General features: G+C 71.1%; 17 protein-coding genes. 4 read left to right on the forward strand and 13 right to left on the reverse strand.

The genetic code is table 11. The features are described 5' to 3' along the window. Positions 1 to 31: 31 nt before the first annotated feature. A complete protein-coding gene (locus ACIPXM_RS09595) occupies positions 32 to 598 on the reverse strand; it encodes a TetR/AcrR family transcriptional regulator (protein ID WP_401653798.1) in 567 nt (188 codons plus the stop codon). Continuing rightward, the gene (locus ACIPXM_RS09600) at positions 598 to 918 is read right to left on the reverse strand and encodes a DMT family transporter (protein ID WP_401653800.1); all 321 of its coding nucleotides are present in this window, start codon (positions 916 to 918) and stop codon (positions 598 to 600) included. The genes ACIPXM_RS09595 and ACIPXM_RS09600 overlap by 1 nt, the downstream gene beginning before the upstream one ends. A gap of 62 nt (positions 919 to 980) precedes the next feature. Between ACIPXM_RS09600 and ACIPXM_RS09605 the strand changes: the two genes are divergently transcribed. Beyond that, positions 981 to 2,051 (forward strand): oxidoreductase, encoded by a 1,071-nt coding sequence (locus ACIPXM_RS09605; RefSeq protein WP_401653802.1) that lies wholly within the window; start codon positions 981 to 983, stop codon positions 2,049 to 2,051. Positions 2,052 to 2,167: 116 nt separating this feature from the next. Here ACIPXM_RS09605 and ACIPXM_RS09610 read toward each other — a convergent pair whose 3' ends face one another. The 9 genes from ACIPXM_RS09610 to ACIPXM_RS09650 form a co-directional block, all read right to left on the reverse strand. Continuing rightward, complete coding sequence (locus ACIPXM_RS09610) at positions 2,168 to 2,506, reverse strand: metal-sulfur cluster assembly factor (protein WP_401653804.1); 339 nt, start codon at positions 2,504 to 2,506, stop codon at positions 2,168 to 2,170. Continuing rightward, positions 2,503 to 2,967 carry a Fe-S cluster assembly sulfur transfer protein SufU gene (sufU, locus tag ACIPXM_RS09615; RefSeq protein ID WP_401653806.1) on the reverse strand — a complete coding sequence of 155 codons (465 nt, stop codon included), beginning with the start codon at positions 2,965 to 2,967 and terminating at the stop codon, positions 2,503 to 2,505. Before sufU ends, ACIPXM_RS09610 begins: the two co-directional genes overlap by 4 nt. 10 nt (positions 2,968 to 2,977) lie before the next feature. Continuing rightward, a complete protein-coding gene (locus ACIPXM_RS09620; RefSeq protein WP_401653808.1) occupies positions 2,978 to 4,246 on the reverse strand; it encodes a cysteine desulfurase in 1,269 nt (422 codons plus the stop codon). Further along, a complete protein-coding gene (sufC, locus tag ACIPXM_RS09625; protein WP_401653810.1) occupies positions 4,243 to 5,007 on the reverse strand; it encodes a Fe-S cluster assembly ATPase SufC in 765 nt (254 codons plus the stop codon). Before sufC ends, ACIPXM_RS09620 begins: the two co-directional genes overlap by 4 nt. A gap of 7 nt (positions 5,008 to 5,014) precedes the next feature. Beyond that, on the reverse strand, positions 5,015 to 5,332 hold the full coding sequence (locus tag ACIPXM_RS09630; protein WP_401653812.1) for a bifunctional 3-phenylpropionate/cinnamic acid dioxygenase ferredoxin subunit: 318 nt from the start codon (positions 5,330 to 5,332) through the stop codon (positions 5,015 to 5,017). Beyond that, complete coding sequence (gene sufD, locus ACIPXM_RS09635) at positions 5,332 to 6,510, reverse strand: Fe-S cluster assembly protein SufD (protein WP_401653814.1); 1,179 nt, start codon at positions 6,508 to 6,510, stop codon at positions 5,332 to 5,334. Before sufD ends, ACIPXM_RS09630 begins: the two co-directional genes overlap by 1 nt. A 68-nt stretch (positions 6,511 to 6,578) precedes the next feature. After that, positions 6,579 to 7,994 (reverse strand): Fe-S cluster assembly protein SufB, encoded by a 1,416-nt coding sequence (sufB, locus tag ACIPXM_RS09640; RefSeq protein ID WP_401653816.1) that lies wholly within the window; start codon positions 7,992 to 7,994, stop codon positions 6,579 to 6,581. Then, the gene (locus ACIPXM_RS09645; RefSeq protein WP_401653818.1) at positions 7,991 to 8,743 is read right to left on the reverse strand and encodes a helix-turn-helix transcriptional regulator; all 753 of its coding nucleotides are present in this window, start codon (positions 8,741 to 8,743) and stop codon (positions 7,991 to 7,993) included. Before ACIPXM_RS09645 ends, sufB begins: the two co-directional genes overlap by 4 nt. Before the next feature lie 103 nt (positions 8,744 to 8,846). Next, positions 8,847 to 9,647, reverse strand: coding sequence for a formate/nitrite transporter family protein (locus tag ACIPXM_RS09650; protein ID WP_401653820.1), 801 nt, complete (start codon positions 9,645 to 9,647; stop codon positions 8,847 to 8,849). A gap of 120 nt (positions 9,648 to 9,767) precedes the next feature. Between ACIPXM_RS09650 and ACIPXM_RS09655 the strand changes: the two genes are divergently transcribed. The 3 genes from ACIPXM_RS09655 to ACIPXM_RS09665 all read left to right on the forward strand — a co-directional run bounded on the left by ACIPXM_RS09655 (position 9,768) and on the right by ACIPXM_RS09665 (position 12,586). Then, positions 9,768 to 10,703 carry an ABC transporter ATP-binding protein gene (locus tag ACIPXM_RS09655; protein WP_401653822.1) on the forward strand — a complete coding sequence of 312 codons (936 nt, stop codon included), beginning with the start codon at positions 9,768 to 9,770 and terminating at the stop codon, positions 10,701 to 10,703. After that, positions 10,700 to 11,506 carry an ABC transporter permease gene (locus ACIPXM_RS09660; protein WP_401653824.1) on the forward strand — a complete coding sequence of 269 codons (807 nt, stop codon included), beginning with the start codon at positions 10,700 to 10,702 and terminating at the stop codon, positions 11,504 to 11,506. The genes ACIPXM_RS09655 and ACIPXM_RS09660 overlap by 4 nt, the downstream gene beginning before the upstream one ends. A 111-nt stretch (positions 11,507 to 11,617) precedes the next feature. Next, entirely contained in the window at positions 11,618 to 12,586 is a 969-nt protein-coding gene (locus ACIPXM_RS09665; protein ID WP_401653826.1) for a heme A synthase, read from the forward strand. A gap of 22 nt (positions 12,587 to 12,608) precedes the next feature. Here the strand turns inward: ACIPXM_RS09665 and ACIPXM_RS09670 are convergent, their stop codons facing one another. Continuing rightward, positions 12,609 to 13,697, reverse strand: coding sequence for an amidohydrolase (locus ACIPXM_RS09670; protein ID WP_401653829.1), 1,089 nt, complete (start codon positions 13,695 to 13,697; stop codon positions 12,609 to 12,611). Between the two features lie 194 nt (positions 13,698 to 13,891). Beyond that, the gene (locus ACIPXM_RS09675; protein ID WP_401653831.1) at positions 13,892 to 14,275 is read right to left on the reverse strand and encodes a hypothetical protein; all 384 of its coding nucleotides are present in this window, start codon (positions 14,273 to 14,275) and stop codon (positions 13,892 to 13,894) included. Positions 14,276 to 14,360: the final 85 nt, after the last annotated feature.

Consider the following 14,360-nt stretch of genomic DNA (forward strand, 5'->3'; position numbering starts at 1 on the left):
ACCGGCGGGCCCCCACCCGGGCCAACCGGTCTCAGGTGTCGGGCGTGGCCAGCACCCGGGCGAGCATCTCGCGCGCGTACCCCTCGTCGTACGCGCCGCCGGTGAGCAGCACCTGCAGGCAGACGCCGTCCATCAGGGCGATGACGGCGCGGGCGGTGGCGGGGTCGGTGCGGGCGGCGAGGACGCGGCCGACGTCGTCGGCCCATTCGGCGGCGACGGGGCGCAGGGCGGGGCGGCGCAGGGCGGCGAGGTAGAGCTCGTACTCCAGCTCGACGCCGCGGCGGTCGCCGCCGATCCAGTCGCCCATCAGCCGGGCGAGGACGGCGGCGAGGTCGCTCGCGGGGTCGGCGATGCCGGGGCTCTCGCGCAGCGCGCGGCCGAAGTTGTCGTTGGCCTTGCGCAGGGCGGCGACGAGGAGTTCGTCGAGGGAGGCGAAGTGGTACGTGGTGGAGCCGAGCGGCACATCGGCCTCGGCGGCCACGGTGCGGTGGCTCAGTCCGGCGATCCCGGCCCGGCCGACGACCCGGAGGGCGGCGTCGACGAGGCGTTCGCGGCGGTCGGGGTCGTGGCGGCGGGGGCGCGCGTGCGGGGCGGCCATCAGTGGGCGCCGCCGAGGTTGAGGACGGCGACCCCGGCGATGATGAGGACGAGTCCGGCGATCTTGGCGAGGTTCATGGACTCGCCGAGGAAGAGCGCTCCTATGGCGGCGACGGCGGCGGTGCCGACGCCGGACCAGATGGCGTAGGCGGTGCCGACCTCCAGGGTCTTGAGCGCCTTGGCGAGGAGGGCGAAGGCGACGAGGTAGCCGAGGCCGGTGACGAGCGAGGGGATCAGTTTGGAGAAGCCCTCGCTGTACTTCATCGAGGTGGTGGCGACGATCTCGGCCGCTATGGCTCCCGCGAGCAGTCCGTATCCCATGTGTACGAGTGTACGCATGCATGTGTACGCCCGTACATATCGCTGCCCGCTACCGTGTGCGCATGACATATCCCACGGGGCCGTACGGTTACGGATACGCTCCCCCGCCTCCGCCGCCCAAGCCGGGCGTCATACCGCTGGCCCCGCTGCGTTTCGGCGAGATCCTGACCGGGGCCTTCAGCACCTACGGGCGCTACTGGAAGCCGCTGATCGGCGTGGCGATCAGCGCCTACGCGGGCGCGGCGCTGCTGGTCGGCGCGCTGCTGCTCACCGGCTGGGCGCTGGTGGGCGACACGGTGCGGCGGCTCGAGGCCACCCCGTCCGGCATGGACGCGGACGCCGACGACATCACCGCCCTTGTGGTCGCCTTCGGCGTGGTCTGGCTGGCCGCCATGATCGTCATGCTGCTCAGCTCGGCCCTGGTGTACGCGGCCGTCCCGGCCGTGCTCCAGGAGGCGGTCCTCGGGCGCCCGATCGGCTTCGCCACCGCGTGGCGCCGGGCCTGGTCACGGCTCGGTTCGGTGCTCGGCACGATCCTGCTGACGGCACTGGTGACCGCGCTGCCGGTCGTGCCGTTCGTGCTCGGCTTCGTGTTCCTGTTCCTGGGCATGATCGAGAGCGCGTCGTCCTCTTCCTCGTCCGACGTGGGCGGCGGCATGGCCCTGACCGGCGGCCTGATGTTCCTCGTCATGCTCCTCGCGGTGCCGCTCGCCGCCTGGCTCTGGGTGAAGTTCAGCCTCGCCCCGACGGTCGCCGTCATCGAACAGCAGGGCCCCGTGGCGGCGATGCGCCGCTCCTCCGCCCTGGTCCGCGGCTCTTGGTGGCGGATCTTCGGCTGCACCCTGGCGGCGGCGGCGATGGCCTCCATGGTCGGCTTCTTCATCCAGCAGATCGTCTCCACGGTCGGCTCGTTCCCGCTGATGACCTACAACCCGCAGGACCAGGTGTCGGCGAGCGACCTCATCGGCATCTTCGGCGGCATGATGGCCGTCCTGCTGATCGGCCAGCTGATCACCCAGGCCGTCATCGCCCCCTTCCAGCCCCTGGTCTCCGGCCTCCTCTACGTCGACCAGCGCATCCGCCAGGAGAACCTGGCCCCGACCCTGGCCCAGACGGCGGCGACACCGTACTGACGGGGCCGCCCGGGACGCGCTCGGGCCCGGACACGCGCGGAGGGCCGCACCCACTCGGGTGCGGCCCTCCCACACGTACGGATGTCACCGGCGTACGCGACGCCCGGCGGCTCGGCTCAGACGTTGAAGCCCAGCGCCCGCAGCTGCTCGCGGCCGTCGTCGGTGATCTTGTCCGGGCCCCACGGGGGCATCCAGACCCAGTTGATCTTCAGCTCGTTGACGATGCCGTCGGTCGCGGCCTTCGCCTGGTCCTCGATCACGTCGGTCAGCGGACAGGCCGCCGACGTCAGGGTCATGTCCAGGGTCGCGATGTTCGCGTCGTCGATGTGGATCCCGTAGATCAGGCCCAGGTTGACGACGTCGATGCCCAGCTCGGGGTCGACGACGTCGTACAGGGCCTCGCGGACCTCTTCCTCGGAGGCCGGCTTCATCGTGGCCTCGATGTTCTCGGTCATGCCGACTTCCCTTCCGCCTCCGCGCCGAGCGCCTGCGCGGTCGCGTCCTTCCACGCCATCCAGCTGAGCAGCGCGCACTTCACCCGGGCCGGGTACTTCGAGACCCCGGCGAACGCGACCGCGTCCTCCAGGACCTCCTCCATCGCGTCGTCCGGCTCCAGCTGGCCCTTGGACTGCATCAGCTCCAGGAAGGTGCCCTGGATCTTCTGCGCCTCGGCCAGCTCCTTGCCGACGAGCAGCTCGTTGAGCACGGACGCCGAAGCCTGGCTGATGGAGCAGCCCTGGCCCTCGTACGACACGTCCTCGATCCGCGAGCCGTCGTACTTCACGCGGAGCGTGATCTCGTCGCCGCAGGTCGGGTTGACATGGTGCACCTCGGCGTCGCCGTCCCGAAGACCGCGCCCGTGCGGGTGCTTGTAGTGGTCCAGGATGACGTCCTGGTACATCGAATCCAGCTTCACGAGCCGTCCCCTAGCCGAAGAAGTTCCGTACGTGCTCCAGACCCGCGACGAGGGCGTCGACCTCGGCCGGGGTGGAGTACAGATAGAACGACGCTCGCGTGGTCGCGGGAATTCCGTACCGCAGGCAGACCGGACGCGCGCAGTGGTGCCCGACCCGGACCGCGATGCCCTCCTCGTCGAGGACCTGGCCCACGTCGTGCGGGTGGATGTCGCCCAGCGTGAAGGAGATCGCCGCGCCGCGGTCCTCGGCCGTGGTGGGGCCGATGATCCGCAGGTCGGGGACCTCCTGGAGGCGGCGGACGGCGTACTCGGTGATCGCGTGCTCGTGGCGCTGGATGTTCTCCATGCCGATCGCCGAGAGGTAGTCCACGGCCGCGCCGAGCCCGACCGCCTGCGCGATCGGCGGCGTGCCCGCCTCGAACTTGTGCGGCGCCGGGGCGTAGGTGGAGGAGTGCATCGAGACGGTCTCGATCATCTCGCCGCCACCGAGGAACGGCGGCAGGTCCTCCAGGAGCTCCTGGCGGCCCCACAGCACGCCGATGCCGGTCGGGCCGCACATCTTGTGGCCGGTGAAGGCCACGAAGTCGGCCTGCAGCGCCTGCACGTCGAGCACCATGTGCGGGGCGGCCTGGGAGGCGTCGATGCAGACCAGCGCACCGACCTCCTGGGCGCGCCGGATGATCGTCTCCACCGGGTTGAAGGTGCCGAGCAGGTTCGACACCAGGGTGAAGGAGACGATCTTCGTCTTCTCGGTGATGAGCTCCTCGATGTTGGACAGGTCGAGCCTGCCCTCGTCGGTGAGCCCGAACCACTTCAGCTTCGCGCCGGTGCGCTGCGCGAGCAGCTGCCACGGCACGATGTTGGAGTGGTGCTCCATCTCCGTGATGACGATCTCGGTCTCGTGGTCGACCCGGTAGGGCTCGTCGGCCCAGCCCAGCATGTTGGCCACGAGGTTGAGCGACTCGGAGGCGTTCTTGGTGAAGATCACCTCGTCGCGGCTCGGCGCGTTGATGAAGGCGGCGACCTTGTCGCGGGCGCCCTCGTACAGCGCGGTGGCCTCCTCGGCGACCGTGTAGACGCCGCGGTGGACGTTCGCGTTGTGCCGCTCGTAGTAAGCGTTGAGCGCGTCGAGGACCTGGCGCGGCTTCTGCGAGGTGGCCGCGGAGTCCAGGTACACGATCTTCTTGCCGTCGTGGACCACGCGATCCAGCAGCGGGAAGTCCTTGCGGATCGCCTCGGTGTCGAGGAGGCCGGTCAGCCCCTGATGGGCGGAAGTCACGCGGATGCGCCACCCTTCACGTACTTGTCGTAGCCCTCGTTCTCGAGCTGGTCGGCGAGCTCGGCGCCGCCGGACTCGACGATGCGGCCGTTCGCGAACACGTGCACGAAGTCGGGCTTGATGTAGCGCAGGATGCGCGTGTAGTGGGTGATCAGCAGGGTGCCGACCTCGCCGCTCTCACGGACCCGGTTGACGCCCTCGGAGACGATGCGCAGGGCGTCGACGTCGAGGCCGGAGTCGGTCTCGTCGAGGATCGCGATCTTCGGCTTGAGGAGCTCCAGCTGCAGGATCTCGTGGCGCTTCTTCTCACCGCCGGAGAAGCCCTCGTTGACGTTGCGCTCGGCGAAGGACGGGTCCATGGAGAGCTTCTCCATGGCCTCCTTGACCTCCTTGACCCAGGTGCGCAGCTTGGGGGCCTCGCCGCGGACGGCGGTGGCGGAGGTCCGCAGGAAGTTGGAGACCGAGACGCCGGGGACCTCGACCGGGTACTGCATGGCCAGGAAGACACCGGCGCGGGCGCGCTCGTCGACCGACATCTCCAGGACGTCCTCACCGTCGAGGGTGACGGTGCCGCCGGTGATCGTGTACTTCGGGTGGCCGGCCAGCGAGTACGCCAGGGTCGACTTGCCGGAGCCGTTCGGGCCCATGACGGCGTGGGTCTCGCCCTGCTTGATGGTCAGGTCGACACCCTTGAGGATCTCGCGCGAGCCGTTCTCGGCCTCGACGGAGACGTGCAGGTCGTGGATTTCAAGCGTTGCCATGGGTGACTCAGGACTCCTGGGTGACGGAGACGAGCACATCGTCCCCTTCGATCTTTACGGGGTATACGGGGACGGGGCGCGTCGCGGGAAGGCCGGAGGGCTTGCCGGTGCGGAGGTCGAAGCTGGAGCCGTGCAGCCAGCACTCGATCGCGCAGTCCTCGACCTCGCCCTCGGAGAGCGAGACGTTCGCGTGCGAGCAGATGTCGTTGATCGCGAACACCTCGCCCTCGGTGCGGACGAGGGACACCGGCGTGCCGTCGAGCTCCACCCGCTTGGGGGTGTCCTCGGCCAGCTCGCTCAGCGCACAGACGCGGACGAAGGCCATCAGACGGAAGCCTCCAGCTCCGCCTCGATCTTGGCGATGAGGCGCTCCTCGACGTCCGGCAGACCGATCTGCTGGACCAGCTCGGCGAAGAAGCCGCGGACGACGAGGCGGCGGGCCTCGGGGGCCGGGATGCCGCGGGCCATCAGGTAGAAGAGCTGCTCGTCGTCGAAGCGGCCGGTGGCGGAGGCGTGGCCCGCGCCGGTGATCTCGCCGGTCTCGATCTCCAGGTTCGGCACCGAGTCGACCCGGGCACCGTCGGTGAGGACCAGGTTCCGGTTGAGCTCGTAGGTGTCGGTGCCCTCGGCCGCGGCCTGGATGAGCACGTCACCGATCCACACCGCGTGCGCGTTCTGGCCCTGCAGCGCGCCCTTGTAGGCGACGTTGGAGGTGCAGTGCGGGGTGTTGTGGTCGACCAGGAGGCGGTGCTCGTGGTGCTGGCCGGCGTCGGTGAAGTAGAGGCCGAAGAGCTCGGCGGTGCCGCCGGTGGCGGTGTACTCCACGCGCGGGTGGAGGCGGACCAGGTCGCCGCCGAAGGTCACCACGACGGACTTGAAGGAGGCGTCGCGGCCGACCAGCGCGTTGTGCTGGGCGACGTGGACGGCCTTCTCGTCCCAGTCCTGGACGGAGACCACGGTGAGCTTGGCGCCGTCGCCGAGCACGTAGTCGACGTTGGCGGCGAGCACCGCGTCACCGCTGTGGTCGATCACCACGACGGCCTCGGCGAAGGCGCCGAGCTCGATCACCTGGTGGCCGAAGGCGACGCCGCCCTCGCCGTGCACGGCGATCCGGACCGGCTCGGTGAGCACGGTCTCCTTGGGGACGGTGACGACCGCGGCCTTCTCGAAGGCGGAGTACGCCTGGGCGGCGACCCGGTCGACCGGCTTGGCGCGGCCGAGGCGGGCGTCGTCGCGGCCGACGGTCTCCACGGTGACGCCCTCGGGGGCCTCGATCTCGACCCGGACACCCTCGCCGGTGGCGCTGGCGGTGCCGTCGTGCAGACCGGCCAGTCGCTCCAGCGGGGTGAAGCGCCACTCCTCCTCGCGCCCGTGCGGGACCGGGAAGTCTGCGACGTCGAAGGACGGCGGGGCGCTCATCCGGGTGGCGACGGTGGACTCGGCGGCCACCGCGATCGAGCCGGCGGTGGTGGAGCCCGCCGGGATGTTCTGAGCCTCAGCCATGGCTGTCGTCTTGCTCTCTTCCTGCGTCAAAGAATCAGTCGCTGCGGTACGGGTGGGGCGGCGGCGGATCAGCCGACCGAGCCCTCCATCTGCAGCTCGATCAGCCGGTTCAGCTCCAGGGCGTACTCCATCGGGAGCTCCTTGGCGATCGGCTCGACGAAGCCGCGCACGATCATCGCCATGGCCTCGAACTCGGTGAGGCCGCGGCTCATCAGGTAGAAGAGCTGGTCCTCGGAGACCTTGGAGACGGTCGCCTCGTGGCCCATGGAGACGTCGTCCTCGCGCACGTCCACGTAGGGGTACGTGTCGGAGCGGGAGATCGTGTCGACGAGCAGCGCGTCGCACAGCACGTTGGACTTGGAGCCCGGGGCGCCCTCGCCGATCTCGATGAGACCGCGGTAGGAGGTGCGGCCGCCGCCTCGCGCCACCGACTTGGAGACGATGTTGGAGGAGGTGTTCGGGGCCATGTGGACCATCTTGGCGCCGGCGTCCTGGTGCTGGCCCTCGCCCGCGAAGGCGATGGACAGGGTCTCGCCCTTGGCGTGCTCGCCCATCAGGTAGACGGCCGGGTACTTCATGGTGACCTTGGAGCCGATGTTGCCGTCGACCCACTCCATGGTGGCGCCCTCGTAGGCGACGGCGCGCTTGGTCACCAGGTTGTAGACGTTGTTCGACCAGTTCTGGATGGTCGTGTAGCGGCAGCGGCCGCCCTTCTTCACGATGATCTCGACGACCGCGGAGTGCAGCGAGTCGGACGAGTAGATCGGGGCGGTGCAGCCCTCGACGTAGTGGACGTAGGCGTCCTCGTCGACGATGATCAGCGTCCGCTCGAACTGGCCCATGTTCTCGGTGTTGATCCGGAAGTACGCCTGGAGCGGGATCTCGACCTGCACGCCCTTGGGCACGTAGATGAACGATCCGCCGGACCACACGGCCGTGTTCAGGGAGGCGAACTTGTTGTCGCCGACCGGGATGACGGTGCCGAAGTACTCCTTGAAGAGTTCCTCGTGCTCCTTCAGCGCGGTGTCGGTGTCGACGAAGATGACGCCCTGCTCCTCCAGGTCCTCGCGGATCTGGTGGTAGACGACCTCGGACTCGTACTGGGCGGCGACACCGGCGACGAGGCGCTGCTTCTCCGCCTCCGGGATGCCAAGCTTGTCGTACGTGTTCTTGATGTCCTCCGGCAGGTCCTCCCAGGACTCGGCCTGCTTCTCGGTGGACCGCACGAAGTACTTGATGTTGTCGAAGTCGATGCCGGAGAGGTCGGAGCCCCAGGTCGGCATGGGCTTCTTGCCGAACAGCTTGAGGCCCTTGAGCCGCAGCTTCAGCATCCACTCGGGCTCGTTCTTCTTCGAGGAGATGTCGCGGACGACAGCCTCGGAGAGACCTCGCGTGGCGGCGGCGCCCGCCGCGTCCGAGTCGGCCCAGCCGTACTCGTACCGACCCAGGCCCTCGAGCTCGGGGTGGCTGATCTCGGTGGTCATGCGGGGTTCCTCCCGGCGGTGCTTGCTGATGATGCGGTGGATGAAGTGGTCTGTGCGCCGCCGGGGGCGGCGTGCGGGATGAACGTCGTGCAGACGCCGTCACCATGCGCGATGGTGGCCAGTCGCTGGACGTGGGTCCCGAGGAGGCGGGAGAAGAATTCCGTCTCCGCCTCGCACAGCTGTGGATACCGCTCGGCGACATGGGCGACCGGGCAGTGGTGCTGGCAGAGCTGCTCGCCGACCGGCGCGTGGCGTGCGGTGGCAGCGTACCCGTCGGCGGTCAGCGCCTTGGCCAGGGCCTCGGTGCGCCGCTCGGGCGGGACGGACTCGACGGCCTCGCGGTAGGCGTCGCCCTGGGACTCGATGCGGTCCTTGGCGAACGCGGCGACGGCCGCCTCTCCGGCGGCCCCGCCACCGGCGCTGCGCTCGATCCAGCGCAGGGCGTCGACGGCGAGGGTGTCGTAGGACTGGTCGAAGGCGTCCCGGCCGCAGTCGGTGAGCGCGAAGATCTTCGCGGGGCGGCCCCGGGTGCGGGCGCCGTACACCCGCTTCTCGCGCGCCTCGACGACGTTGTCCCCGACGAGGGAGTCGAGATGGCGGCGGACGGCGGCCTGGGTGAGGCCGAGGCGGTCCGCCAGATCGGCGACGGTGGAGGGGCCGTGGTCCAGGATGGAGCGCGCGATCCGGTTGCGCGTGGAGCGCTCACCGGTCGCGAGTTCCTCCTGCGGAGCCTCACCGACGTTTTTCACAACGCCATTGTTGCGTAATTAATCGGGGACTGACAAGCGAGGTCCTCGGGCGCGGCGGTGCTGTGCGTCACGCAGGTAAGCCTTACCTGACCTGCGGAAACGATCATTCGTAGGACGAATCACCAGCGTTCTGACCAGCGGTTTCCGCCCGGTCGGGGCGGCCGGTGAACCAGTACGAGCAGGCCACCAGGAGCCCGCCGCCGATGATGTTGCCCGGCACCGTGAAGAGCAGATTGCGCCCCAGATCGCCGAATCCGGCCGATCCGTCGAGGATCGCGAGGGAGAAAAGGGCCATGTTCGCGACGCAGTGCTCGAAGCCCACCGCGACGAAGACCAGCACCGGCAGCCACAGCACGAACAGCTTCGCCGCGTCCCCCCGGGCCCGGTAGAACATCCAGATCGCCAGGCAGACGAGCATGTTGCAGAGCACCGCGCGCCAGAACAGCTGACCGCCCGCGAGCGCCTCCTTGCCCGCCACCAGCTCGTGCAGCATCGCCTTCGCGGACGGCGCGTTCAGCACGCCCGAGGCGTGCACCATCGCGCCGAAGAGGAACGCGCCGACGAAGTTTCCGGCCAGCGACAGCGACCAGCTGCCGACCAGATCGCGCCAGCCGGTCCTGCCGGACAGCCGGCCGATCAGCATCACCATCACATTGCTGGTGAACAGCTGCGCCCCGGCGAACATCACGATGGTCAGGGCGACCGGGAAGACCGCGCCCTCCAGGAGCTTGGCGGCGGCCGAGTGCTGGGCCACGAACGGCGAGACGGCGACGAGCAGCAGCACCTCCCCGACCCCGATGTAGGCCCCGGCGAGCATCGCCGAGACCGCGTACCGGCCGGGCCGGGCCAGGTCGTGCGCCTTGTGGGCGGCCTGTCCGACGGTTTCCTCGAGGTTCTCCGCCACACTGATCACTCTTTCGACGCTATGCCCGCGCCCGGGCGTGAGGGACGAGTAAAGGTCCCTTCTCCAGGGACCCGGGCCCCGAGCCGGGGGGACCTTCGCCCCCTCTCTAGACTTCCGGACATGCGAAACGAGTCCGTCGAGTCCGTGGTCCGGGTCCGGGGCCTGGTCAAGCGGTACGGGGCCAAGACCGCCGTCGACGGCCTCGACCTCGACGTCCGGGCGGGCACCGTGACCGCCGTCCTCGGCCCCAACGGGGCGGGCAAGACCACCACCATCGAGACCTGCGAGGGCTACCGGCGGCCGGACGCGGGCAGCGTCCGCGTCCTCGGCCTCGACCCGGTCGCCGACGCGGCGGCGCTGCGGCCCCGGATCGGCGTGATGCTCCAGTCCGGCGGCGTCTACTCCGGCGCCCGCGCCGGGGAGATGCTGCGGCACATGGCGAAGCTGCACGCCCACCCGCTGGACGTGCCCGCCCTGATCGAGCGGCTCGGCCTCGGCTCCTGCGGCCGTACGGCCTACCGGCGGCTGTCCGGCGGCCAGCAGCAGCGGCTGTCCCTCGCGATGGCCGTGGTCGGCCGCCCCGAGCTCGTCTTCCTCGACGAGCCGACCGCGGGCCTCGACCCGCAGGCCCGCCGGGCCACCTGGGAGCTGATCCGCGAGCTGCGCGCCGACGGCGTGAGCGTGGTGCTCACCACCCACCTCATGAACGAGGCGGAGGACCTGGCCGACGACGTCGCCATCGTGGACGCGGGCCGGGTCGTCGCCCAGGGCAGCCCCGAGGAGCTGTGCCGCGGCGGCGCCGAGAACACCCTGCGCTTCAGCGGCCGCGCGGGACTCGACCTCGGCTCGCTCCTGAAGGCACTGCCCGACGGCACCCAGGCCGCCGAACCCACCCCGGGCACCTACCGCCTCACCGGCACGGTCGACCCGCAGCTGCTCGCCACCGTCACCAGCTGGTGCGCGCAGCACGGGGTGATGCCGGACCGGATCTCGGTCGAACGGCACACCCTGGAAGACGTCTTTTTGGAGCTGACCGGCAAGGAGCTGCGCGGATGAGCACGGGTACGCACACGGGCTCGGGTACGGGCTCCGGCCCGGGCGGTACGTACGCGCCGCGGCCCGGGGCCGCGCCGGTCGGGCGGATGATCGCCGCGCAGGCCGCCCTGGAGACCCGGATGCTGCTGCGCAACGGCGAGCAGCTGCTGCTCACCGTGATCATCCCGGCGCTGCTGCTGGTGCTGTTCTCGACGGTCGACATCATCGACACCGGCGCGGACAAGGCCGTCGACTTCCTCGCGCCCGGTGTCCTCGCGCTCTCCGTGATGTCCACCGCCTTCACCGGGCAGGCCATCGCGACCGGCTTCGAGCGCCGCTACGGGGTGCTGAAGCGGCTCGGCGCCTCGCCGCTGCCGCGCTGGGCGCTGATGACCGCCAAGACGCTGTCGGTGCTGGTCACCGAGGTGCTCCAGGTGGCGCTCGTGACGGTGATCGCGCTGGCCCTCGGCTGGTCCCCGCACGGGAACCCGCTGTCGGTGTTCGTGCTCCTCGTGCTCGGCACGGCCGCGTTCTCCGGGCTCGGGCTGCTGATGGCCGGCACCCTCAAGGCCGAGGCGACGCTGGCCGCCGCCAATCTGGTGTTCCTGCTGCTCCTGGTGGGCGGCGGGGTGATCGTGCCGCTGGCGAAGTTCCCGGACGCGGTGCGCTCGGTGCTCGAACTGCTGCCGATCTCGGCGCTCTCCGACGGGCTGCGGGCGGTGCTCCAGGACGGCGCGGCGCTGCCGTGGGGCGACGCGCTGACCCTCGCGGTGTGGGCGGTCCTGGGGCTCGGCACGGCGGCCCGGTTCTTCCGCTGGGAGTAGCCGCCGGGAGCGGTCGGGGGCCGCTGCGCGGAGTAGCCGTACGGTGACGATTCGGGGCGACTCGCCCCGTAACCACCCCCTCGTGAAACCGTGCACAAGCCCCGTCCTACGATGGGGCCCGTGCAGACCCCCCTCGCCTTCATCGCCCAGCGCTGGACCCCGTCCCCCCGGATCCTGCGGCGCGCCGCGCTCTCCGCCGTCGTGATGAGCGTGGTCATCATCGTCACCGGTGGCGCGGTCCGGCTGACCGGCTCCGGTCTCGGCTGCGACACCTGGCCCAAGTGCACCGACGACAGCCTGATCGTCACGGCGGAGCAGGGCTTCCACGGCGCGATCGAGTTCGGCAACCGGATGCTGACCTACGTCCTGTCGGCCGCCGTCGGCTGGGCGATCATCGCCGCCCGCTCGACGAAGCCGCGCCGCCGCTCGCTGACCCGGCTCGGCTGGGCCCAGTTCTGGATCGTGATGAGCAACGCCGTGCTCGGCGGCATCACGGTGTGGATGGGCCTCAACCCGTGGACCGTGGCCGGTCACTTCCTGGCCGCGAACTCGCTGCTCACGGTGGCCGTGATCACCTGGCACCGGACCGGCGAGGGTGACGGCACCCCGAAGCCGCGGGTGCCGAAGCCGGTGCGCAAGCTGGGCTGGGCGATCACGCTCGTGTCGGCCGTGCTGATCGTGCTGGGCACCACGGTGACCGGTTCGGGCAAGCACGCGGGCGACAGCAGCGACGTGCCCCGGATGCCGTGGGACTGGACCGACGCGGCGCACGTCCACGCGGTGGCCGCCTGGGCGCTGTGCGCGCTGGCGCTCGCGATGTGGCTGGTGCTGCGGATGGTGGACGCCCCCGACGACACCCGGGACCGGGCCCGCGACCTGCTCGTGGTGCTCCTGCTCCAGGGCGCCATCGGCTACGTCCAGTACCTGACCAATGTGCCGGAGGCCCTGGTCGCCGTGCACATGCTGGGCTCCTCGCTGATGTGGATCGCGGTGCTGCGGCTCGCCCTGAGCCTGCGCGAGCGTCCGGCCGTCAGCGCCGGGATCCCGGCCCAGCCGGACGCCGAGCTGGCCACCGCCTGACCCCTTCCGCCGTACGCCGGGCCTACCCGAGGCGGTAGACCCGGCGCGCGTTGCCCGCCGCGATCAGGCCCGCGACCCGTTCCGCGTCGGTACGGGACCAGGCGCCGTCGGCGACCCACTCGCCGAGCACCCGGCCGAGCGCGCCGCGGAACACGCTCGCCGCCACCACGTGCAGCTCCGGCAGGCCGCTCGCGCCGCTGGAGAACAGCAGTTTGCCGAACGGCGCCAGCTCAAGGAACTCGGCGAGCACCGCCGCCGCCCTGGCCCCGGTGCGGGCCACCACCGGGCCGAGGTCGGCGTACACGTGCGGGAAGTGCGCGGCGAGCCGGGCCGCCTGCCGGTGGTGCGGGTACTCGTGCAGCAGCACCAGTTCGGCGCCGAGCCCGCCGGTGGCCTCCGCGAACCCGGCGAGGGTGCCCGGGTCCCGGTCCCCCACGTGCAGTTGCAGCGGCCGTCCCGCGCCGACCGCGACCCACAGCAGATGGCGCAGCAGCACCGGGTCGTCCAGCGCTCCCCCGGCCGCCCGCCGGGCCAGCCAGCGGCCGGCCGCGCCGCGCACCTCGCCGGGTGCCGGTGGCTCGGGCACCGCGGCGAGCCCGCCCCGTACCCCCGCGACCGAGGTGAAGGCGACGGCGCACTCGGCGGCCCCGAGGACGGCCTCGGTGAGGTTGCCGAGGAAGGCGTCGACGGTGCCGGAGGTGTCGGCGACGTGCTGGGCGAGGAGTTCGAGGCGGACGATCTCGTGCGCGGCGGCGCCGCCGGTGGCGGCCAGTTCGGCGGGCCCGGTCAGATCGCCGGGCAGTCCGGTGTCGACGAGGTAGGTGGCGATGCCGGAGGCGCGCAGCAGCCGCCGGCCGGTCTCCAGGACGCCGAGCTCGCGGCGCCTGGCCAGATAGCGGGCGGGCGGGCAGTGCGGTTCGAGGCCGAGCAGCGGCGGGCACCAGCGGCGGACCGCGAAGCCGGTCTGGGTGTCGAAGAAGGTGGTGCCCGCGGCGGGCAGCGCGGCGGCGGCGGCGGTCGGGGCGAGACGGGTCTCGAAGGTGCCGAGGCCGAGCTCCGTACGGAGCACCCCGTGGCAGTACTGGTCGACCAGGTTCTCGGTGGCGATCATTGCGGGGGCTCCCACGTGTGGACGGGCTTCCACCCCTCCTAACGGGTGAGCCCCGCACGAGGTTTTCGGCTCCCCGAAGCTCGTCGGCCCGGGCGTGGCGCGGGCCCGGGCGTCAGCTCGCCGCGTCAGCGCCGCCGTCAGCACCGAAGGCCCGCTGACACCCGTGTCGGCGGGCCGTGCCGGGCGCCGTACCGTCAGGCGTTCGAAGGGCCACCGATCTGGATGCCCGCCATCCGGGTCCACTCGTAGGGCCCGGTGACGACCTTCGCGGCGAACTCGCCGTCGAACTCGTCGTGCAGGGTCAGTCCGGCCTGCTCGGCGGCCCGCTGGGCGACGGCGTACGTGGGGGCCACCAGGTCGCCCCAGCCGCCGTCCGTGCCGACCAGGACGATCCGGGTGCCCGCCTGGCCGATGTGGGCGAGCTGGCCCTCGGCGCCGCCGTGCTGCCCCGCGAACGCCTTGATCTCCTTGGCGAGCTTGGCGGCCCTGCGCTCCGCCTGCCTGGCACCCCTGGTGCCGGCCGCGGTCTGCTCCGCGGTCTCCGCCGTGCCTGCGTCTGCCGTGTCTGCGTCTGCCATGGCAAGGATGCTACTCGCGGGTAGATCAACTGGCGACGGCCGGGGCACGTGGCGTGGGCCACGCACCCCGGCCGTCGCCGGGAAG

It is taken from the genome of Streptomyces sp. NPDC090025, assembly GCF_044748125.1.
Lineage (GTDB): Bacteria > Actinomycetota > Actinomycetes > Streptomycetales > Streptomycetaceae > Streptomyces.